Raw genomic sequence first — 21,554 nt, 5'->3', positions numbered from 1 at the left:
TCATCAGGCATTCGCTTCTATTACAAAGATTTCATAGTATTTACATCATACTATGAATAACTCATAAAGATTTCTACGTCTTTACCAATTACTTTTTACATTATCCCCTTAAAAAGTAATGCTCTTAATATATTCATTATTCCCTGCACTTGATATGCAGGTATTGGTCTACCCTTTTCGTTCATTGCGTTGCATCTTTTATACTCTCTACTTTTCCGTTAATAAAATGGATTTCTCTTTTATCCCTTCAAATTCATTTAATAGGTACTTAGCTATCTTTTCAACTGCCGGGGAGCTCACTATTTCTTCATGTGATCCAGGGACAGAATACTTATTTACTCTTCCTTTTAATAAAGGTCCCCAATCTGTAAACAACTCTTTTCCCTCCTCAGCACTAAAGTAGATAACTTCCCCAAAGTATGGTATCAAGTCATGCTCTGCCATTATGTTCAGGCATTTCCTATGAGCATTGATAACTTGCTTCAAATTCATAAGATCTGCATCAGGTGGGAGTACGCCTTCAATAATTAATCGCTCCACAAGCATATCTTGTTGATGGACGAGGCCTCCTTCCTGCTCAGTAAGATCTCTAGGAATGAAATGCTTAGATATATATGAGAGCATATCCTCACTCGTTTTATAGTCCTGCTTTGAAGGTACTTTAGTATCCATGAGTACCAACAACTCAACTTCCTCACCTTGATTCTTTAACACAGTTGCGATTTCATAAGCAATTGCACCGCCTAAAGACCATCCTCCAAGACGATATGGGCCTTCTGGCTGAACACGTTTTATTTCTTCGATGTAAAGTTGAATTACTTCCGGCAAAGTTAACTCGTCAATTTCTTTCTTTTCTATAAGAGGATTCTGTAAACCATAAAATGAACAATGGTTCTTAAGCAATCTTGCTAGTTGAATGTAACAAAATACATTCCCCATAAACGGATGAACGCAGAAGAAAGGTCTTTTTTCTGATTCTTGCAGTGGAACCAGCGCTGATACCGATTTCGTCATATCATGCTTATCACGAATAAGGCATGCGATTCCTTCCACTGTTGGATTCTTAACCAATGTAGACACCTTAATCTCTTTTCCAAACTTCTCCCTAATTTTTGAAACTAATTTAATTACAAGGAGAGAGTGTCCCCCTCTATTAAAGAAATCATCATTTACATACACATCTTCTATCTGTAACACATCCTGCCAGATTTTAATCAACTGATATTCAATTTCATCCCTTGGAATGATTGGTGTAGAGAAGTTATTTTCTCTTTGAATAGTTAAATTGTTCAATGCCTTTCGATCAACTTTTCCATTCGTTGTAAGAGGAATCTCGTCTACCTTAATAAAGTGTGCGGGAACCATATAATTCGGTACTTGTCTCTTGAGATATTCACGCCAATCATGCATACTTCCATCTCCAACTACATAAGCAACCAATCTCTGCTCTCCTAATTTATCCTCTGTTACCAAAACTACTGTTTCTTTTACCAATGGATGCCTCTCTAGATTCGCTTCAATCTCTTCAAGTTCAATACGAAAGCCCCTAATTTTCACTTGATTATCAATTCTTCTCAAGTAATCTAAATTACCATCAGGTAAATAACGAACCAAATCTCCAGTACGATATAAACGCTCTTCTTCATTAAATGGATGACGGATAAATCGCTCTGCTGTTAATTCTGGACGATTCAAGTATCCTCTCGCTATACCTGCACCACCGATATATAACTCACCTGTTACACCAACTGGAACAGGTAACAAATTTTTATCCAATACATAAGTTTGCACGTTCGGCAACGGACGTCCAATTGTAACTCTCTTACTATCTGTTTGAATATGATAACACGTTGTATCAACCGTACATTCTGTAGGACCGTAGACGTTATAAAAATCAATTTTTTCGGTCTCTACTAGCTGTTCCCATAATGATGGCATGATTGCTTCACCACCGACTAATATCTTACTTGGTACATGAACATCTGCACTTATTTCTAGCAATCCTCCATCTATAAGTAATTGAAGCAATGAAGGTGTCATATCAAACATTTCCAATTTATTCTCCCTAATATAGGATACAAATTGTTCCGGATTAGTGCGAACTTCACTTGGGATAATATATAAACTTGAACCATAAAGCAACATTTGTAATTGCTGAATAGATACATCAAAGGCAATTGACGCATTCAAACCGACGCGCATATTACTAGGTATCTCATGTGAGAAAACTTCTTTTTGTAAACCATAGGATAGGTTTATTACAGAATGGTGCTGTACTAAAGCCCCCTTTGGATTCCCTGTCGAACCAGAAGTATAGATAACATACGCTAAGTTTTCCCCTGTTACCTCACATATTGGTGAAAGTTTGCTTTCTTGAGAAATCATTGCTTGGTCCCTATCTAGGCAAACTGTCTTGATGTCTTTAGGTATCCATCCTAGTAATACCTCATTTGTAACTAACACTTTAATTCCTGTGTCTTCTAAAATATATTGCAGGCGGCTTTCCGGATTCGATGGATCCAATGGAACATAGGCTGCTCCAGCCTTCCAAATTCCCATGAGACCAACAACCATCTCAACTGAACGCTCAAAGCAAAGGCCAACTAATGACTCTGTCCCAATTCCACATTTCTGTAAATGATGGGCTAATTGATTAGCTCTTTCATTCAGCTCCCGATATGTTAGTTGCTGTTTTTCATCTACCACTGCCAACGCGTCAGGCGTACGATTTACTTGCTCTTCGAATAGTTGATGGATTGCATTCTCACGTGGATAGGATATAGTATTATTATTCCATTCTTCCAATAGCTTTCTTTGTTCAGCTTCCGTAATATATACTAGCTCCGATAGATTTTGATCAATGTTTTTGAGCATTTGCATTAACACTTGGTGTAAATGACCCAGCATTCGTTCAATGGTTACTCTATTAAACTTACTACGGTCATACATTAACTTTAACGATAACTGGATTCCTGGAACTACAGCTAACCCTAATGGGTAGTGGGTTTGTTCTACCCCTTCCAATTCACCAATTTCCAGATTTTCTGAAGACTCCTCTTTCACTGGATAATTTTCAAACACATATAAACTATTGAACAGCGGTATTCCTCTAGGAACTTCACTCCACCCCTGAATCTCTGTCAAAGAAGCATACTCATATTGTCTTCTTTCTATCTCTTCCTCTTGTATCTTCTGCAACCAATCTATTAATTTTATATCATCCACCAATTGAATTCGCGTCGGTGACGTTGTAATGAAAGGACCTACGATGTTTTCAACATCAATAATCTCCGTAGAACGCCCTGAGCTTGTTACACCAAAAACAATGTCATTTTCTCCACTATATCGGCTCATGAGATATGCCCATGCACCTTGAATTACTGTACTCAAAGTAAGTTTATTGCGTTTCGCCCATCCTTGTAACGCTTGAGTCTGCTCTTCTGATAAATACGTAACCTTCTCTGTGTAACCTTTTTCTTCCTCTTTACTTTCTAAGCCCAGCAAAGTTGGCGCAGTAAAACCTTTTAGCTTCTCTCTCCAGAATTGTTCCGCCTGCTCCTTATCTTGCTCTCTTAACCATTGGATATATTTCTTATATGGTGAGGACTTAGGTAACTTCACAGCTTCTCCATTCATTCTCTTCTGATAGACTGTAAGTAATTCATTAAATACTAATGGTAAACTCCATCCATCCAGTAAAATATGGTGATGGGTCCAAACAATCCGATATTCTTCCTCACCTTCTTGAATGACTGTTACCCGCATCAATGGTGCTTCATCAAATTGGAAGGCTTGTTTTCGATCTAATGCCAAAAAGACTTTTCTTTTTTCCTCTATCTCTTCACTTGTCATTGTACGCCAGTCTTCTTTGTTCACTTTAAATGGGATATTTTCATACACCACTTGTACAGGTTCTTCAATTTCGTCCCATACAAATGCTGTACGAAAAATTTCATGCCGCTGAATTACAGATTTCCACGCCTGCTCAAATGTAGGAATATTCATTTTTCCTCGAATCATAAAACTCAATTGCACTATATACGGTGCAACATGTTCATCCCCTTGGTCATGCAATGTGTGGAAAATCATACCTTCTTGCAAAGGTGATAGTGGATATAAATCAGTAATCTGATTGTTCTTTCCGCGATGCATTTTGTTTAGTACATTTGTCAAACCTTCTTGGCTAAGATTAGCCATTGCAAAATCCGAAATGGTCAGTGCAGATTCTCTATCTGAAAATTGAATCAATGTACTCAGTTGATATAGCATATTCTGTGCAATACTTTGAATCGTTGATTTGGCAAATTGTCCAACATTGTATACCCAAGTGAACTGAAGTTTTCCATCCGTTACAACCCCAATTACATCAATTACATGCGATCGCTTGGAACCGGCTGCATGATCTAAACGCTTAAATTCGTTCTCCGGAATAAACATTGCATCGCTAGAAAACATTTGGTCAAATTGTCCAAGATAGTTAAAACTAATAGACGGTGTATATTGGGAGCTTAATTGCTCACACATTGTTGCGTTCATGTAACGCAACACCCCATAATCAACACCCTTATTAGGAATTTTGCGAACTTGTTCTTTAACTGCTTTTAATGCTTCAATTGGCGTATTAGCACTAGTAATATTTAAATGAACTGGGTAAATACTTGTAAACCATCCCACAGTTCTCGATAAATCAACATCTTCAATAATCTCTTCTCGACCATGTCCCTCTAAATCTACGCTCAATATCGGCTGCCCCGTACATGCTGCCGTAGCTTGTACTAATGCTGCTAATAATACTTCATTGATTTGGACACGGTGAGTGCTTAAAGTCTCTTGCAATAACATACGGGTCTCATTCTCATTTAACACCACAGTAATTTCCTCAGTTACTGCGCTTACTGGATTACTTATAGTACCATCTACCGGCAATTTAACTACGTCTTGTTCAGCCTGCTCCTCCCAGTAATGTAGCACTTCTTTTGATAGTCCAGTTTCAGCGTAATGATGTAATTTCTCCGACCATTCTTTAAAAGATGTACTCTTCATAGGTAATTGAATTTTCTGCCCTTGGACTACTTGCGTATATGCTGTTTGCAAATCTTCCAATAAAATTCGCCAAGAAACACCATCCACGGCTAAATGATGAATTGTCCAAAATAATCGGCCAGCGTGCTCACCTTCATCAAAATACACCATTCTCATTAGCGGACCATCATGTAAATTCAAACTTTCTTGTGCAACATTAATCTCTTTTTGAATAACCTGATGCCAATCAGCTTCCGGCACTTCGTCTAATGAAATGACAGTAAGCATCAATTGTTCTTCTATTCCTTCATTCCACTGTTTCCAAACCCCATTAGGCAAACGTTCATATCTTAAACGCAGAGCATCATGATGAAGTAGAAGGTTACCTGCCGCCTTTTCCAGTGATCCTATGTCCAATTTCTCTTTCGTTCTAAAGAACATGGATTGATTCCAATGATGTGGGTTAGGATGATTTTGTGCAAAAAACCTTTGCTGAATAGGTGTAAGTATCGTCTCTCCAGTTATAATTCCCTGTTCAGCTTGTACACCTTGTTCTTCTTTGACTACTTGCGCCAACTCAGCAATCGTTTGGTGTTCAAATATTTGTTTTGGTGTCAATTGTAAACCAACTTGCTTCGCGCGCGAGACAATCTGAATGCTAAGAATTGAATCTCCACCAATTTCAAAGAAGTTATCATTCATACCAATACGTTTTGAACCTAGCACACGTTCCCAAATGATAGAAAGCCTATGTTCACGTTCATTTCTTGGGGCCACGTATCCTTCTTTTGTTCCTTGATAATCTGGTATAGGTAACGATTTCCGATCAACCTTTCCATTTATGGTTAGCGGTAATTCTTTCATTTCGACAAAGTAGGAAGGTATCATATGGATTGGCAGTTTTGTTTTAAGATACTCTCGCCATTCTTCTAAACTGCCTTCGCCCACTACATAAGCTACCAGCCTCTTATCTCCCGACTGATTTTCCCTAACCATTACAACTGCCTCTTTTACTAAGTAATGCTCCTGTAAGGTCGACTCAATCTCTCCAAGTTCAATTCGAAATCCTCTAATCTTCACTTGATTATCCATTCTTCCTAAGTAGGCTATATTACCATCAGGAAGATATCTCACAAGATCACCTGTTCTATATAACCTCTCGCTTTCTTTGAATGGATGAGAAATAAATCGTTCGGATGTTAACTCTGGACGATTCAAGTACCCCCTTGCTAGACCTGCTCCTCCGATATAAAGTTCCCCCATCACACCAACTGGAACTGGCAACCTATTTCTATCTAATACATAAGTTTGGATGTTAGGCAATGGACGCCCAATTGTTACTCTCTTACTATCTTTTTTAATATGATAGCATGTTGCATCAACCGTACATTCTGTAGGACCATATACATTATAAAACTCCATTTTATCAGTCTCTACTAGCTGTTCCCATAATGACGGCATAATTGCTTCGCCGCCAACCAATACCTTACTTGGAACATGAACGCCATCGTACGTTTCTAACAATCCGGCATCTATAAGTAATTGAAGCATTGAAGGCGTTATATCAAAGATTGCTAACTTGTTCTCCCTAATATAAGCTACAAACTGTTCCGGATCACTTCGTACTTCATTCGGAATAATATACAAACTTGAACCATAAAGCAGCATTTGTAATTGCTGAATAGATGCATCAAAGGCAATTGACGCATTTAAACCGACATGCATGTTAGATGGTATCTCATGTTCGAAAACCTCTTTTTGTAAACCATGCGACAAGTTTAGTACAGAATGATGCTGTATCAAGACACCCTTTGGATTCCCCGTCGATCCCGAAGTATAGATAACATACGCTAGGTTTTCTTCTGTTACTTCACATTTTGGTGAAAGAATGCTTTCTTTTGAAATCATTGCCTGATCCCTATCTAGACAAACTGCCTTGACTTCTTTGGGTATCCAGCCTTCCAATGACTCATTCGTAACTAATACTTGAATTTCAGTGTCCTCCAAAATATATCGTAGGCGACTTTCTGGATATGATGGGTCCAATGGAACATATGCTGCTCCAGCCTTCCAGATCCCCATAATACTAACAATCATCTCAACTGAACGCTCAAAGCAAATTCCAACTAATGATTCAGTCCCAATCCCACATTGCTGAAGATAGTGGGCCAATTGATTAGCTTTTTCATTCAGCTCTCGATATGTTAACTGCTGTTTTTCATCTACCACTGCTACCGCATCAGGTGTACGATTTACTTGCTCTTCAAACAGCTGATGAATCGTACTTTCCTGTGGATATGCTACATTATTATTATTCCACTCCTCCAACTGTTTTTGCTGTAATCCTGATAATATAGGCAACTTAGCTAATGATTTATCAGGATTCTCCACGATTACATTCAACCAGTTCCCAAAATGTTCAGCCATGGATTCAATAGTTAAACTGTCAAATAAATCAGTTCTATAAACAAAAGTAAGTAATAAACCCTCTTCCACTTCTGCAGCAGTTAAACTTAAATCAAACTTAGTGATCGGAGCATTACTTTCCATTACTTCTATATTTCTTCCATGTAATTCTGGTAGCTTCTGTCCCGTATTTTGCAAAGTAAACATGGTTTGAAAAATCGGGGAATGGCTTGTATTTCGTTCAGGTTGGATAACCTCTACAATTTTCTCAAACGGAACATCTTGATACTCATACGCCTTCAATGCTTTTATCCGCACTTGAGACAACAACTCTTGAAATGCCGGTGCATTACTTAAATCAGCTCGATAAACCAAAGTGTTGACAAAGAAACCAATCAGCCCCTCAATTTCTCGATAATTTCGATTTGCAATTGGGCTACCAACAATAATATCCGTTTGTCCCGTATAACGAGCAAGGAAACTTTGATACGATGCCAATAAGGTCATGAAAAGTGTGGCCCCTTCTTGACGACTTAGTTCGTTTAATTTATCCAGTAATGAGCGTGACAACAAAACATTATGAGTTAATCCATGATGGGTTTGCACTGGCGGACGCGGACGATCCATTGGCAACATTAAGACTGGTAACTCACCAGATAATTCTTCCTTCCAATATGCAAGCTGTTGATATAGTACTTCATCTTTCAACCAGTCTCTTTGCCACTGAGCAAAATCGGCATATTGAACTTGTAGTGGTTCCAGCTCTGCTTGTTTTTCACCAATCGCATTCTCATAAAATGCCATCCATTCTTGAAGCAAGATTTCCATCGACCACCCATCCGAGATAATATGATGCATATTACACAGAAGAACCCATTCTTCTTCTGAAATTCTTATGAGTTTCCCACGGAATAATGGCCCTTGTTCTAAATCAAATGGAGATTCGACTTCAGTTTGAATCCATTGCTCCAACTTTCTTTCTCGCTCCTCTAATGAAAGCTTATTTAAGTCCATTTGCAGAAGCGGACGGAAAACGTACGTTTGAATCTGCTGCACAGGATGGCCATCCTCTTCATAAAATACAGTCCGCAAAGATTCATGACGCTCTATCAACTGATTCCATCCCAACTCCAATGCCTCAGGTAACCAATTCCCTGTAAGCCGGCATACCATCGGCATATTATAAAGTGCACTATTAGGTGCAAATTGTTCAATAAACCATAAGCGCTGTTGGGCATAAGACAGTGGAATATTTCCCCCTCGTTCCATCGGCATCAATGGTGGAATTTCTCGTTTTTCGCTCCCCTTACGTAACTGATCTATTCGTTTCGATAATGCCTCGACCGTTGAATATTCGAACAGTTCACGTACTGGCAATTTGATTTGAAAGACTTCCTGTAAGCGTGAGACCACTTGTGTAGCAAGTAGAGAGTGACCACCGAGCTCAAAGAAAGAATCCTGAACATCAATGTCTCTTATTCCTAGCACTTGACTCCACACTGAAGCAATAAGTTCTTCCAGCGGAGTTCTTGGGTATACAGTATTTTCAGCGAATTGTTCACTAAGTATAGGCAATGCCTTCAAATCAAGTTTTCCATTCGGTGTAAGTGGTAAAAATTCCATCTCAATAAAGTTTGTTGGAACCATGTAATTAGGTAAATGTGTTTGTAGATGTTCTCGCCATTCATGGACACTTCCTTCACCAACTACATAAGCTACTAATCTCTTATCACCTTGATTATCCTCTCGCACCAATACAACAGCTTCTTTCACAGAAGAATGCGCCTGCAAAACAGCTTCTATTTCTCCCAATTCAATCCGGAAACCACGAATTTTCACTTGGTCATCTATACGTCCATGGAACTGGAGATTACCATCAGAAAGATAACTTGCTTTGTCTCCTGTATAATAGAGACGTTCTCCTGACTTGAAAGGATGTGGAATAAATTTTTCCTTTGTAAGATCCGGACGATTAGCATATCCACGTGCAAGACTCTTCCCTCCGATATAGAGATCTCCAATTACACCAGTTGGTACTAGCTGAAGATGAGAATCTAACACATAAACTTCTGTATTCGCAATCGGTCGACCAATCGATGGCGTACCTGTTGTCACTCCTACAGGTACATAACAATCTGTGGTAACAACGGTATTCTCCGATGGACCATACTGATTAATTACCGCAAAAGGAATATCGTTAGATGGATACTGCGTTAATTGATCCCCACCAGTAATGATAAAACGAAGATCCGTTTTATCTGGCCAAGATAATTTCAAGAGTCTTTCCAGAATAGGCGTAGGTGCAAAGCTAGCTGTTATTCGTGAATCAATGAGCCAGTCCCTTAGTGCTTCTGGATTAATTCTCAGTTCCTCTGTTGACAAGTAGAGCGCTGCGCCAGCAGTTAGATACGGCCAAATCTCCTGGACAGCCGAATCAAAAGCAACCCCTGCAATCTGAGTCGCACGATCCTCTGCTGAAATATGATAAACTTCCTGATGCCAAGAAACCATATTCATTAATGAGCGATATTCAACCATTACACCCTTCGGTTTTCCTGTAGAACCAGAGGTATAAACAATATAGGCTAAGTTCTCTGGATTTATTTGACGTGTAGGTGCGATTACGCTTTCCACCGTTAATTCTTCTAACCTCACCATTTCGACGTGTGCGAAATGTCCGTCTTGTCCTTCCGCCGTCACTACAAATTGAATTCCTGCATCTTCAATCATGTATTCTAACCTTGATTTTGGATACAACGGATCTAAAACGACATAAGCTCCACCAGCTTTTAAAATGCCTAGTAAACTTACCATCAGCTCAGCTGATCTCGGAAGATAAACCCCTACCACTGACTCTGGAGCTACTCCCTTTCGCTGTAAAACATTTGCCAACTGATTTGCTTGTGTATCCAATTCACCATAAGTCCACTGTTTTGTTTGATCAACTACCGCAATCGCATCAGGACGCCTTGCTACTTGCTCCTCAAATTTGTCGCAAATAAGACCCTGATGAGACATTTCCATTACAGTGTCATTCCATGTTTCTAATAACAAAGTACGCTCGGTTTCTGATAGCATGCTCAGGTCATGCAACGGATTTTGTGGGCGATGAGAAACTTCATGTAGCCATTTCTCAAAGTGTCCTGCCATCCGTTCAATAGTAGTAGCATTGAATAAATCCTTATTGTACTCAAAAGTAAAAAGTAATCCCTCTTCCGTCTCAACTGCCATTACACTTAAATCAAACTTTGCAATTGGACTATGGCTTTCTATCATTTCAATACTTCTACTAGATAACACCGGTAACTCTTGTTTCATATTTTGCAAGATGAACATAGTCTGGAAAATTGGCGAATGACTTGTACTTCGCTCCGGTTGCACAACTTCTACAATTTTTTCAAATGGAATATCTTGATATTCATACGCCTTCAATGCCTTTTGACGAACCTGATACAGTACATCTTGAAATGTCGGTCTACCACTCAAATTAGCTCGATAAACCAGCGTGTTAACGAAGAAACCAATTAGTCCTTCAATTTCTCTATAATTCCGATTCGCAATTGGGCTTCCGACCAGAATATCTTCTTGTCCCGTATAACGAGATAGAAAACTTTGATATGCAGCTAAAAGCGTCATGAAGAGTGTAGCCCCTTCTTTTCGACTAAGTTCATTCAATTTATCATGTAGCGTGCTTGGCAGAACCAGAGTGTATGTCGACCCGTGATGTGTTTGTATTGCGGGACGCGGGCGATCCACAGGAAGTTGGAGTACAGGAAGCTCCCCAGACAATTCTTCCCTCCAATATTGGAGTTGTTGATCAAGCACCTCCTCCTTTAGCCATCCCTTTTGCCACTGAGCAAAGTCGGCATATTGAACCGGTAATGGTTCAAGTTCCGCTACCTTTCCATCCGTTGCTTTCTCATAAAATGCCATCCATTCTTCAAGTAGGATTCCCATTGACCATCCATCTGAAATGATATGATGTAGAGTACAAAGGAGTATCCATTCTTCCTCTCCCACGTGCAAAATACTTGTCCTGATTAATGGACCCTCTGTTAAATCAAATGGTACTTCTGTTTCTTGTTGAATTAAACGTTTAACTTCTTCTTGATCTTCAGAAGAAAACATAGTTAAATCCGTTTTCGGAATTGATTGAAAAGCATACGGTTCAATTTGCTGTACGGGTTGACCATTCACCTCTTGAAAGACCGTCCGCAGTGATTCATGACGTTCTATTAGTTGATTCCATCCCGTTTCCAATGCTTCAAGTAGCCAATTCCCTGTAAGACGGCATACCATTGGCATATTGTAAAGGGCACTATTAGGTGTAAATTGATCAATAAACCATAAACGTTGTTGGGCATAAGATAGTGGAATAGCTTCTCCTCGTTTCATTGGTATTAGTGGCGGAATCTCTCGTTTTTTATCTCCTTTACGTAACTGTTCTAATCGCTTTGCCAGTGACTCCACCGTTGTATATTCAAATAGTTCACGTACTGGTAATTCGATTTGAAAAATTCTCTGTAAACGTGACACTACTTGAGTAGCTAGTAGTGAATGACCACCGATTTCAAAAAAGGAATCCTGAACACTAATATTTTTTATTCCTAACACTTGGCTCCAAACGGAAACGATGAGCTCCTCCACTGGTGTTCGTGATGAAGTAATATCTTCACTTATGAACTGTTCTTCTAATTCCAATAATGCTTTCCGATTCACTTTACCATTTGGAGTGAGTGGCATACCTTCAATTTGGAAAAAGTATGCCGGAACCATATAATGTGGTAATTGCTTCTTGAGATATTCACGCCATTCTCCAGCATCCCCTTCACCCACTACATAAGCTACTAACTGCTTATCTCCTGGTCGTTCTTCCTTCACCAACACGACTGCCTCTTTTACAGATGAGTGATCATGTAAAGCTGCTTCAATTTCTCCCAATTCAATTCGGAATCCTCTAATTTTAACTTGGTTATCTATTCTTCCAATATATTCTAAGTTACGATCATTCATATATCTCACCAAGTCACCCGTTCGATATAATCGTTCCCCGTCCTTAAAAGGATGCGGAATAAAACGTTCAGTAGTTAAATCCGGTCGATTGAAGTAGCCACGTGCCAATCCTACTCCTCCAAGGTAAAGTTCCCCTGCCACACCAATCGGGACTACTTGTTGATATTGATCTAACACATACAACTCTGTATTATCAATTGGACGACCAATCGGAATAATCATTGCTTCTTTTTCTAAATCACAATTGTAATAAGTCACATCCACAGTCGCTTCAGTAGGACCATACAAGTTAATTAACTTTGTTTGCTGAACATTGTAAAAGATCCCCTTAAACCGGCGAACATGCTCAGTGTTTAACGCTTCTCCACTAGTAAAAACTTGAATTAAAGACGATACATCCCTTTTCGAATTATATAGTTCCATATAATCTAAGAAAGTAGATAACATCGACGGAACAAAGTGTATGGTGGACACGCGATATCGTTCAATATACTCCTCAATCACCGCAGGATCTTTCTCTCCTCCTGGTGGAAGTAAACAAACACGTGCTCCTACAAATGACCACCAAAATAATTCCCATACAGAAACATCAAATAAAAACGGTGTCTTTTGTAGGATTGTATCCTCCTCGGACAATGGGTATTTTTTCTGCATCCACTGTAGGCGGTTGATAACGGAATGATGTTCAATCATTACCCCCTTTGGATTTCCCGTCGAACCCGAAGTGTATATAATATAGGCTAAGTTATTTGCTGTTACTCCACTTACCGGAGCTAAATTACTCTCTTTAGAAATCATCACTTGATCCCGGTCTAAACAAATTGCTTGAATATCTTTAGGTAACCAGTCCTGTAGTGCCTCTTTTGTTAACAGCACTTGAATTTGTGAATTCTCCAAAATATATCTCAGGCGGTTTTCAGGATAACTTGGGTCCAGTGGGACATAAGCCCCACCTGCCTTCAAAATCCCAAAGAGACCGATAATCATATCAGGAGAACGTTCAATACATATACCAACCAATGATTCAGGTCCGATACCTCGTTTTTGTAGAAAATGTGCCAATTGATTCGATTTTTCATTTAGTTCTTGATACGTTAGCTTTCCACCCTCATAAACTACCGCCACTGCGTCAGGTGTCCGTGCAACTTGCTGCTCAAATAGCTCATGAATCATACAATCATGACCATAAACTACGTCCGTATCATTCCATTCTTCTAGGAGTTGTTTTTGCTCAGTATCCGATAACATTGACAGCTTTGTATATGATTCATCTGGATGATACGTGATTTCATTTAGCCAGTTCTCAAAATGTCCTGCCATACGTGCAATGGTACTACTATCAAATAAATCCGTGTTGTATTCAAATGAGACGAATAGACCTTCTTCCACTTCATAGGCAGTTAAGCTCAAATCAAATTTAGCAATAGACATATTACTTTCTACCATTTCAATACTTCTATCAGGCAAATCTAGTCGTTCTTGTTTTATATTCTGTAGCGTAAACATGGTCTGAAATATAGGGGAATGACTCATGCTTCGTTCAGGTTGCACAGCTTCTACCACTTTTTCAAATGGTATATCTTGATATTCGTAAGCTTTTAACGCTTTTTTCTTTGTTTGGTTCAAAATCTCCCGAAAGGTAGGGGTGCCACTCAAATCTGATCGATAAACCAACGTATTAACAAAGAAACCAATTAATCCTTCTACTCCCTTATGGTTCCGATTTGCAATCGGGCTACCAACTAGAATATCTTTTTGTCCCGTATAACGAGCAAGAAAGCTCTGGTATGCGGCCATTAAAGTCATAAATAAAGTGGATCCTTCTTGTCGGCTTATATCCTTCAATTGACTGAGCAATTTATAAGGAAAAATCACGTGATGCGCAGCCCCAGAGTAAGTCTGCTTAACCGGTCGAGGTCGATCCACTGGCAGTTGTAAGATAGGAAGCTCACCAGACAATTCTTCCTGCCAATACGTAAGCTGACGATTTAGCACATCACCTTGCAACCACCCCTTTTGCCACTTCGCAAAGTCTGCATATTGAATAGATAATGAACTTAATTTAGCAGGATTTCCACCCGTTTCTTCTTCATAGAAAGCAAGGCATTCATTCATGAATATACCAATGGACCAAGCATCAGAAATAATATGATGCATCGTACACAGTAATAACCATTCATCCTTCTCTAATTGAACAAGCTGATTACGAATTAAAGGACCATTCATTAAATCAAATGGTTCTTGCGCTTCGCTCGCAATTAAACTATTTACCTCTTTTTCTTTTACTTCTAGAGGAAGTTGAGAGTAATCCCTTACAGGTAATGCTCTAGGAAGGAATTCGACAATTTGTTGCACAGGCTGTTCTCCTATTTCTTTAAAAACAGTTCGTAATGATTCATGACGTTCAATGAGTCGATTGAATCCCTTCTCTAATGCTTCAGGTATCCAATTTCCTTTTAGATGCCATACTGTTGGAATATTATATAAAGAACTGTTTGGGTTAAATCTGTCCATAAACCACAAACGTTGTTGTGCATAAGACAACGGGAGTGCTTCTTTATTCTCCTTTTTTTGCATTTGCTTCTGAAGCCATGCTCTCTTCTCAGGAGAAAGTGAACTCAGCTTTGCAAGTAAATCACTTCTCATTTTTTTACCCCTTCCTCAATCAAATTACTCTCGAATATCCCATGTGCTTCTTCCTCTGATAGCTCTTCTAATTGCTTAAGCAGTTCTAGTAATTCTTCATCATTACTGACTTCTGCTTCTTTTTGAATATAGTCTTGAAGACTTACATTCTCCTTACTATCATTCTGCATTTCTTGATTTTTGTTATCGAGCAATTGATCAATCTGTTCTGCCAATTGCTGCACCGTATGAAATATAAATAAATCATGCAATGGTATCTCGATTCCAAAAGCCTCTTTAAGATTGGAAACAGCTTGCGTAGCAAGTAATGAATGTCCACCAATTTCAAAAAACGAATCTTGAATTCCGATGTTTTCCATACCTAAAACTTCATGCCATATCGAAACAATTGTTTTTTCCGTAGACGTACGAGGAGCAATATAACAACTTGCTATCTCCTGCTTCTCTGGTGCTGGTAAAGCCTTCCTATCAATTTTCCCATTAGGAGTGAGTGGAAATGCATTTAATCCAACAAAATAGGATGGAATCATATAGTTTGGTAGTTGTTCCTTGAGATAATCACGCCACTTTTGAGCATCCCCGTCTCCTACAACATAGGCAATCAAACGTGGATCGCCAGGATAATCTTCCCGCACCATCACAATAGCTTCGTTAACTAATGTATGCTTTTGTAATACCGCTTCGATTTCTCCTAGTTCAATCCGGAACCCACGAATTTTCACCTGATGATCAATTCGTCCAACATACTCCAAATTTCCATCCGGCAAATACCTTACTAGATCTCCAGTCCGGTATACTCGCTCGTCTTCTTTAAACGGATGCGTTATAAATCGATTTTTCGTTAAGTCAGGGCGTTTTAAATATCCACGTGCTAACCCTGATCCACCAATGTACAACTCACCAACTACACCAATTGGAACCATTTTTTGTTCAGCACTCAATACATATACTTCTGTATTGAAGATTGGTTTACCAATTGGTGGTACCCTATGCATGACACCCTTTTCTAATTCCATATACGTGGAATACGTAGTATCTTCAGACGGTCCATATAAGTTGAACACCTTCTCAATCGTACTTCTCTCGTATAAATCTTGAACAAGCGGATATGGTAACGGTTCTCCAGCCAAATTCATTACCTTTACTGAAGAAGGAATTGTTTTTGCTCGAACCAGTTCCTTTGCTGCCGATGGCACAGTATTAACCAAAGTCACACCTTTGGTAGACAACTTGTCTAGATGTAGAGCATTTTCAGCGACAATCACCTTACCACCCATCGTTAAGGGAACAAATACTTCAAAAACGGATAAATCAAAAGATAGTGAAGTTGAAGCTAATACTCCCGCTAATTCCTTTCGAGAATACGTATGATGCGCCCAATGAATCATTGTTACTGTATTTCTGTGCTCAATCATTACTCCCTTTGGATTTCCCGTGGAACCTGAAGTATAGATAATATAAGCTAAGTTATCACCCGTCGCTTCACTCGTGCATACCGTAGTAACTTCTTGTTCTATTTCTGCTCGATTACGATCAATACAAATGACGTTGACGAATGTAGGTATAACCATTTTTTGTTGTAACTTTTCCTGTGTCACCAGTACCTTTATTTGAGCATCTTCTAAAATGTACTGCAGTCGACTTTCCGGATACGCTGGATCAATTGGGACATATGCTCCTCCCGCCTTCATAATTCCTAAGAGACCGACAATCATCTCGGATGAACGTGTAACGCAAATCCCAACTAATGATTCGCATGTTACACCATTTTTTTGTAAATAATGTGCCAACTGATTCGAGCGTTCGTCCAACTCTCGATATGTTAGTTCTTCATCTTCGCACACTACTGCAATTGCTTCTGGTGTTTTTTCTACTTGTTCTTCAAACATTGTATGAATCGTACTATCTTCTATATCTATAACGGCTGATTCATTCCATTCCTCTAGTAGTTGCTTATATTCTACTTTTGATAACATATTCAGTTCTGATAGTATACATTTTGGATGAGAGACAATTTGATTTAACCAATGTTTAAAATGACTTGCCATACGTTCAATGGTTGTATCATTAAACAAATCAGTATTATATTCAAAGGTTAGTGATAATCCTTCTTCCGTCTCAGAAGCAAATAAACTCAAATCAAATTTGGCAACAGAAGCATGGCTTTCCATGAGTTCCATTTGTCTTTCAGATAGCTGAAGAAATTCTTGTTTCATATTCTGTAAAGTAAACATAGTTTGAAATATTGGTGAATGACTTGTATTCCGTTCAGGTTTTACGGATTCTACCACTTTCTCAAATGGGATGTCCTGATACTCGAATGCTTTTAGCGCTTTTTTTCTTACCTGCGACAATAGTTCTTGGAACGTGGGATTTCCACTGAAATCAGCTCGATAAACTAACGTATTTGCAAAGAATCCTATTAATCCCTCAATCTCTTTCACATTTCGATTAGCGATTGGGCTTCCAACTATAATGTCGTCCTGTCCTGTATAACGAGAAAGGAAGCTTTGATACGCTGCCATCAATGTCATAAATAAAGTGCATCCTTCTTGCAAACTTAAATCTTTGAGCTTTTTCTGTAAGGAATTCGCCACTATTAAGGACTGACTTGCACCACGATGGGTTTGAACTGCAGGTCGAGGACGATCCATCGGTAATTGTAAAACCGGTAGTTCCCCAGATAATTCTTCCTTCCAATATTGAAGATGCTGATTCAAACTCTCCTCTTTTTGCCATTCCTTCTGCCACATAACAAAATCTGCATATTGGATAGATAACTCCTTCAATTCCACTGGTTTTCCGGTTAGTGCTCCTTCATAAAAAGCCATCCATTCTTCAAGTAAGATTCCCATTGACCATCCATCTGAAATAATATGATGCATCGTACAAATGAGAACCCATTCTTCCCTGTCCACTTTCAATATTCGTGTTCGAATCAGAGGACCTTGTCCAAAATGAAATGGTTCCTCCGCCTCGTTTTGAATAAGGCGTTTCATTTCTCTTTCCCTATCTTCCAAGGAAAGATCTGTTAGATTCGTTTGAGGAATATACCTGAACACATGAGATTGAACTTGTTGAAAAGGTTCACCCTCTTGTTCTAGAATTGTCGTCCTTAATGATTCATGACGCTCCAACAATTGATTCCATCCGACCTCCAATGCTTCAATTGACCATTCACCTGTTAAGCGACACGCTGCATGGATATTGTACATAGCACTATTTGGCATTAATTGATCAATAAACCATAGACGTTTCTGCGCATAGGAAAGTGGGATAACTTCTTCTCGTTTCATAGGTACAAGGGGCGCAACCTCTCGTTTTTTATCTTCTTTTCGTAACTGATCCACTCGTTTCGCCAATGCTTCCACTGTATCGTGCTTGAAAAGTTCACGTAATGGAATTTTAATTTGGAACAGTTCTTGCAATCGAGAGACAATTTGAGTAGCAAGTAGTGAGTGCCCACCACGTTCAAAGAAGGAATCCTGAATGCCAATATTTTCTGTTCCTAACACTTGACTCCAAACCGAGGCAATAAGCTCTTCCGATGGCGTCCGAGGTAGCACATTTAAATCTTCAATAGCTTGCTCATCAGGTGCTGGCAAGGCCTTTCGGTCAATTTTCCCATTTGGAGTAAGCGGGAAATGTTCTAACTCTATAAAGTGCGCTGGAATCATATGATTCGGTAATTGTTTTTGTAAACACTCTCTCCACTCCTCGGTATTTCCATCACTTATTACATATGCAACCAATCGTTGATCACCTGGACGATCTTCTCTAACTAATACGACAGCCTCTTTAATAAACGAACATTTTTCTAAAGTCGCTTCAATTTCTCCTAATTCAATCCTAAAACCACGCATTTTGACTTGGTGGTCCATTCTACCTATAAATTCTAAATTTCCATCAGTTAAATATCTTACTGAATCTCCTGTTCGATATAGTCGTTCCCCAAATCGATATGGATGCGAAACGAATTTTTCAGCAGTAAGATTCGGACGATTTAAGTATCCACGTGCTAAACCAGCACCACCAATATATAACTCACCCTCAATTCCTATTGATTGCAAGCGTTGATTTTGGTCTAATACATATAATTGCGTGTTCTGTATTGGCTGCCCAATAGAAACAAATTCTTGATTAGGCTGAATATCAAATGCATTCACATAAATAGTGGCTTCAGTTGGTCCATAAAAGTTGGTTAATTTCACTTGTCCACTATAATTCCATTTCTGTTGAAATCGTCTAACCAACCCTGAACTTAGTTCTTCTCCACCAGAAAATACATGGCGTACGGACGAACAATTCATGTTCAATTCAATATGATTGAAGTGGTCTAAGAAAACAGATAACATCGAAGGTACAAATTGAACTATAGTAACCTGATGTTGTTTAATCACTTCAGCTATAATAGAAGGATCTTTTTCTCCACCTGGAGGTAGGAAAGATACACTTGCACCAACGTGAATGCCCCAAAACAATTCCCAAACAGAGACATCAAATGAGAATGGCGTTTTCTGCAAGACCACATCCTTTTCAGAAAGCGGATATTTATGTTGCATCCATTCTAGATAATTAATTACTGAATGATGCTGAATCATTACTCCCTTTGGATTCCCTGTAGATCCTGAAGTATACATAACATACGCTAAATTTTCTCCTGTTACACCACTTATGCATGGGGTTGATTCTTCTTTTTCAATTGCAGTGTAATCTTTATTCATACAAATCGTTTCTATTTTTTCAGATACAAACAAATTTTTAGAATTTTCTTCCGTCACTAGTACTTCGATTCCAGCATCCTCTAATATATATCGAAGTCGACTTTCTGGATAAGTAGGGTCAAGTGGAACATACGCTGCTCCTGATTTTAGAATACCTAATAACGCTATCATCATTTGTAATGAACGTTCCATATATACCCCAACTAGAGACTCTGGGCCTACACCATGCTTTTGTAGATAATGAGCTAGCTGATTTGCACGCTTCTCCAACTCTTTATAGGTAATTTGTTCATTTTCGTAACTAGCCGCGATTGCTTCCGGTGTTTTTTTAACTTGCTCCTCAAACATCGTATGAATCATGCCTTCAGCCGAATAATTAAATTGAGTATGATTCCATTCCTCTAGTAACTGTATCTGTTCTTCTTCTGTTAAATGAGTAATTTCAAATAGTTTTGAATCTAGGCTCTTCGTCATCTGAATTAATATTTGCAATAAGTGATTCTGAATCAGATTTATTGTTTCTTCATTAAAATAGCTTCGATCATACATCAACTTTAAAGTAATTTTCTTACCGGGCATTACAATGAGTGTTAAAGGATAATTTGTTTGTTCCGTGCTTGTAACATCTAGTAATCTTAAATCATCATTTCTCTCACCTTGAATTGGATAATTTTCAAACACATACAAGGTATGAAATAAGGAGCTATTTCGCGGAACCTCACTCCAGCCTTGAATATCTATCAACGAATTATACTCATACTGTCTTCGTTCCATTTCTTTCATTTGTATTTTACGAAGCCAATCTACTACTGATGTATTATCCGTTAATCGAATTCTGGTAGGTAATGTGTTAATAAATAGCCCCACCATATTCTCTGCTCCCATTAAATCAGTAGGACGTCCAGCGCTAGTTACGCCAAATACGACGTCACTGTCACCGCTATACCTACTCATCAAATAAGCCCATGCACCTTGTACTAACGTATTCAACGTTAATCGACTATTTCGTACCCACTCTTGTAACTTCTCAGTAAGTTTCTCAGATACTTGATAAACACACTCTCCATAGCCCTTCTCTTGTCCTTGATCCTTTCTTTCCATTGCTAATGGCGTAGGTGCATAGAACCCTTTTAATTCTTCTTTCCAAAATTCCTCTGCTTGACTTTGATCTTGTTTATTTATCCACTGGATATATTTTTTATAAGGAAGAGATTTAGGAAGAGTCAATAATTCTCCCTTTATCATCTTGAGATAAACTTCCATCACTTCACTAAAGACCAATGATACACTCCATCCATCTAGCAAAATATGATGATGTGTCCAAATAATTCTCGTTTCCTCTTTTGCTTCTTTAATCGCAGTGACTCTCATCAACGGTGCTTCATCCAATAAAAATCCTTTTCTACGATCTACATTCAAAAACTGTTGTAATTTCTTCACCCTTTCCTCATGTGGATAGGTGCTCCAATCCTCTTGATGAATAGTAAAAGGAAGACGTTGGTAAACCGCTTGTAGTGGCTTTTCTACTTCCTCCCATACAAATACTGAACGTAAAACCTCATGTCGATTAATAACATATTCCCAAGCCTTTTCAAAAGTATCAACATCCAATTGCCCCCCGAGCAAGAAACCTACTTGTACAATATAGGAAAAAGAATGTTCATCATCTTGATCGTATAAAGTATGAAACAGTATTCCTTTTTGCAAAGGTGATAAACCATATATATCAATAACGTCTCCCAT

Annotated in this window: 2 protein-coding genes; both read right to left on the bottom strand. The window is 38.7% G+C overall.

Annotated elements, in window-relative coordinates; translation table 11 throughout:
• Positions 1 to 207: 207 nt before the first annotated feature.
• The gene (locus AXW78_RS11870; protein ID WP_061884169.1) at positions 208 to 15,087 is read right to left on the bottom strand and encodes a non-ribosomal peptide synthetase; all 14,880 of its coding nucleotides are present in this window, start codon (positions 15,085 to 15,087) and stop codon (positions 208 to 210) included.
• On the bottom strand, positions 15,084 to 21,554 hold the full coding sequence (locus AXW78_RS11865) for a non-ribosomal peptide synthetase (protein WP_061884168.1): 6,471 nt from the start codon (positions 21,552 to 21,554) through the stop codon (positions 15,084 to 15,086). Before AXW78_RS11865 ends, AXW78_RS11870 begins: the two co-directional genes overlap by 4 nt.

The organism is Bacillus thuringiensis (assembly GCF_001595725.1).
Classification (GTDB): domain Bacteria; phylum Bacillota; class Bacilli; order Bacillales; family Bacillaceae_G; genus Bacillus_A; species Bacillus_A thuringiensis_K.
This window is presented reverse-complemented; position numbering and strand designations above follow the sequence as displayed.

Coding starts and splice junctions, on each gene's coding strand:
- AXW78_RS11870 (WP_061884169.1), bottom strand. CDS start 15,087: ATGAGAAGTGATTTACTTGCAAAGCTGAGTTCACTTTCTCCTGAGAAG.
- AXW78_RS11865 (WP_061884168.1), bottom strand. CDS start 21,554: ATGGGAGACGTTATTGATATATATGGTTTATCACCTTTGCAAAAAGGA.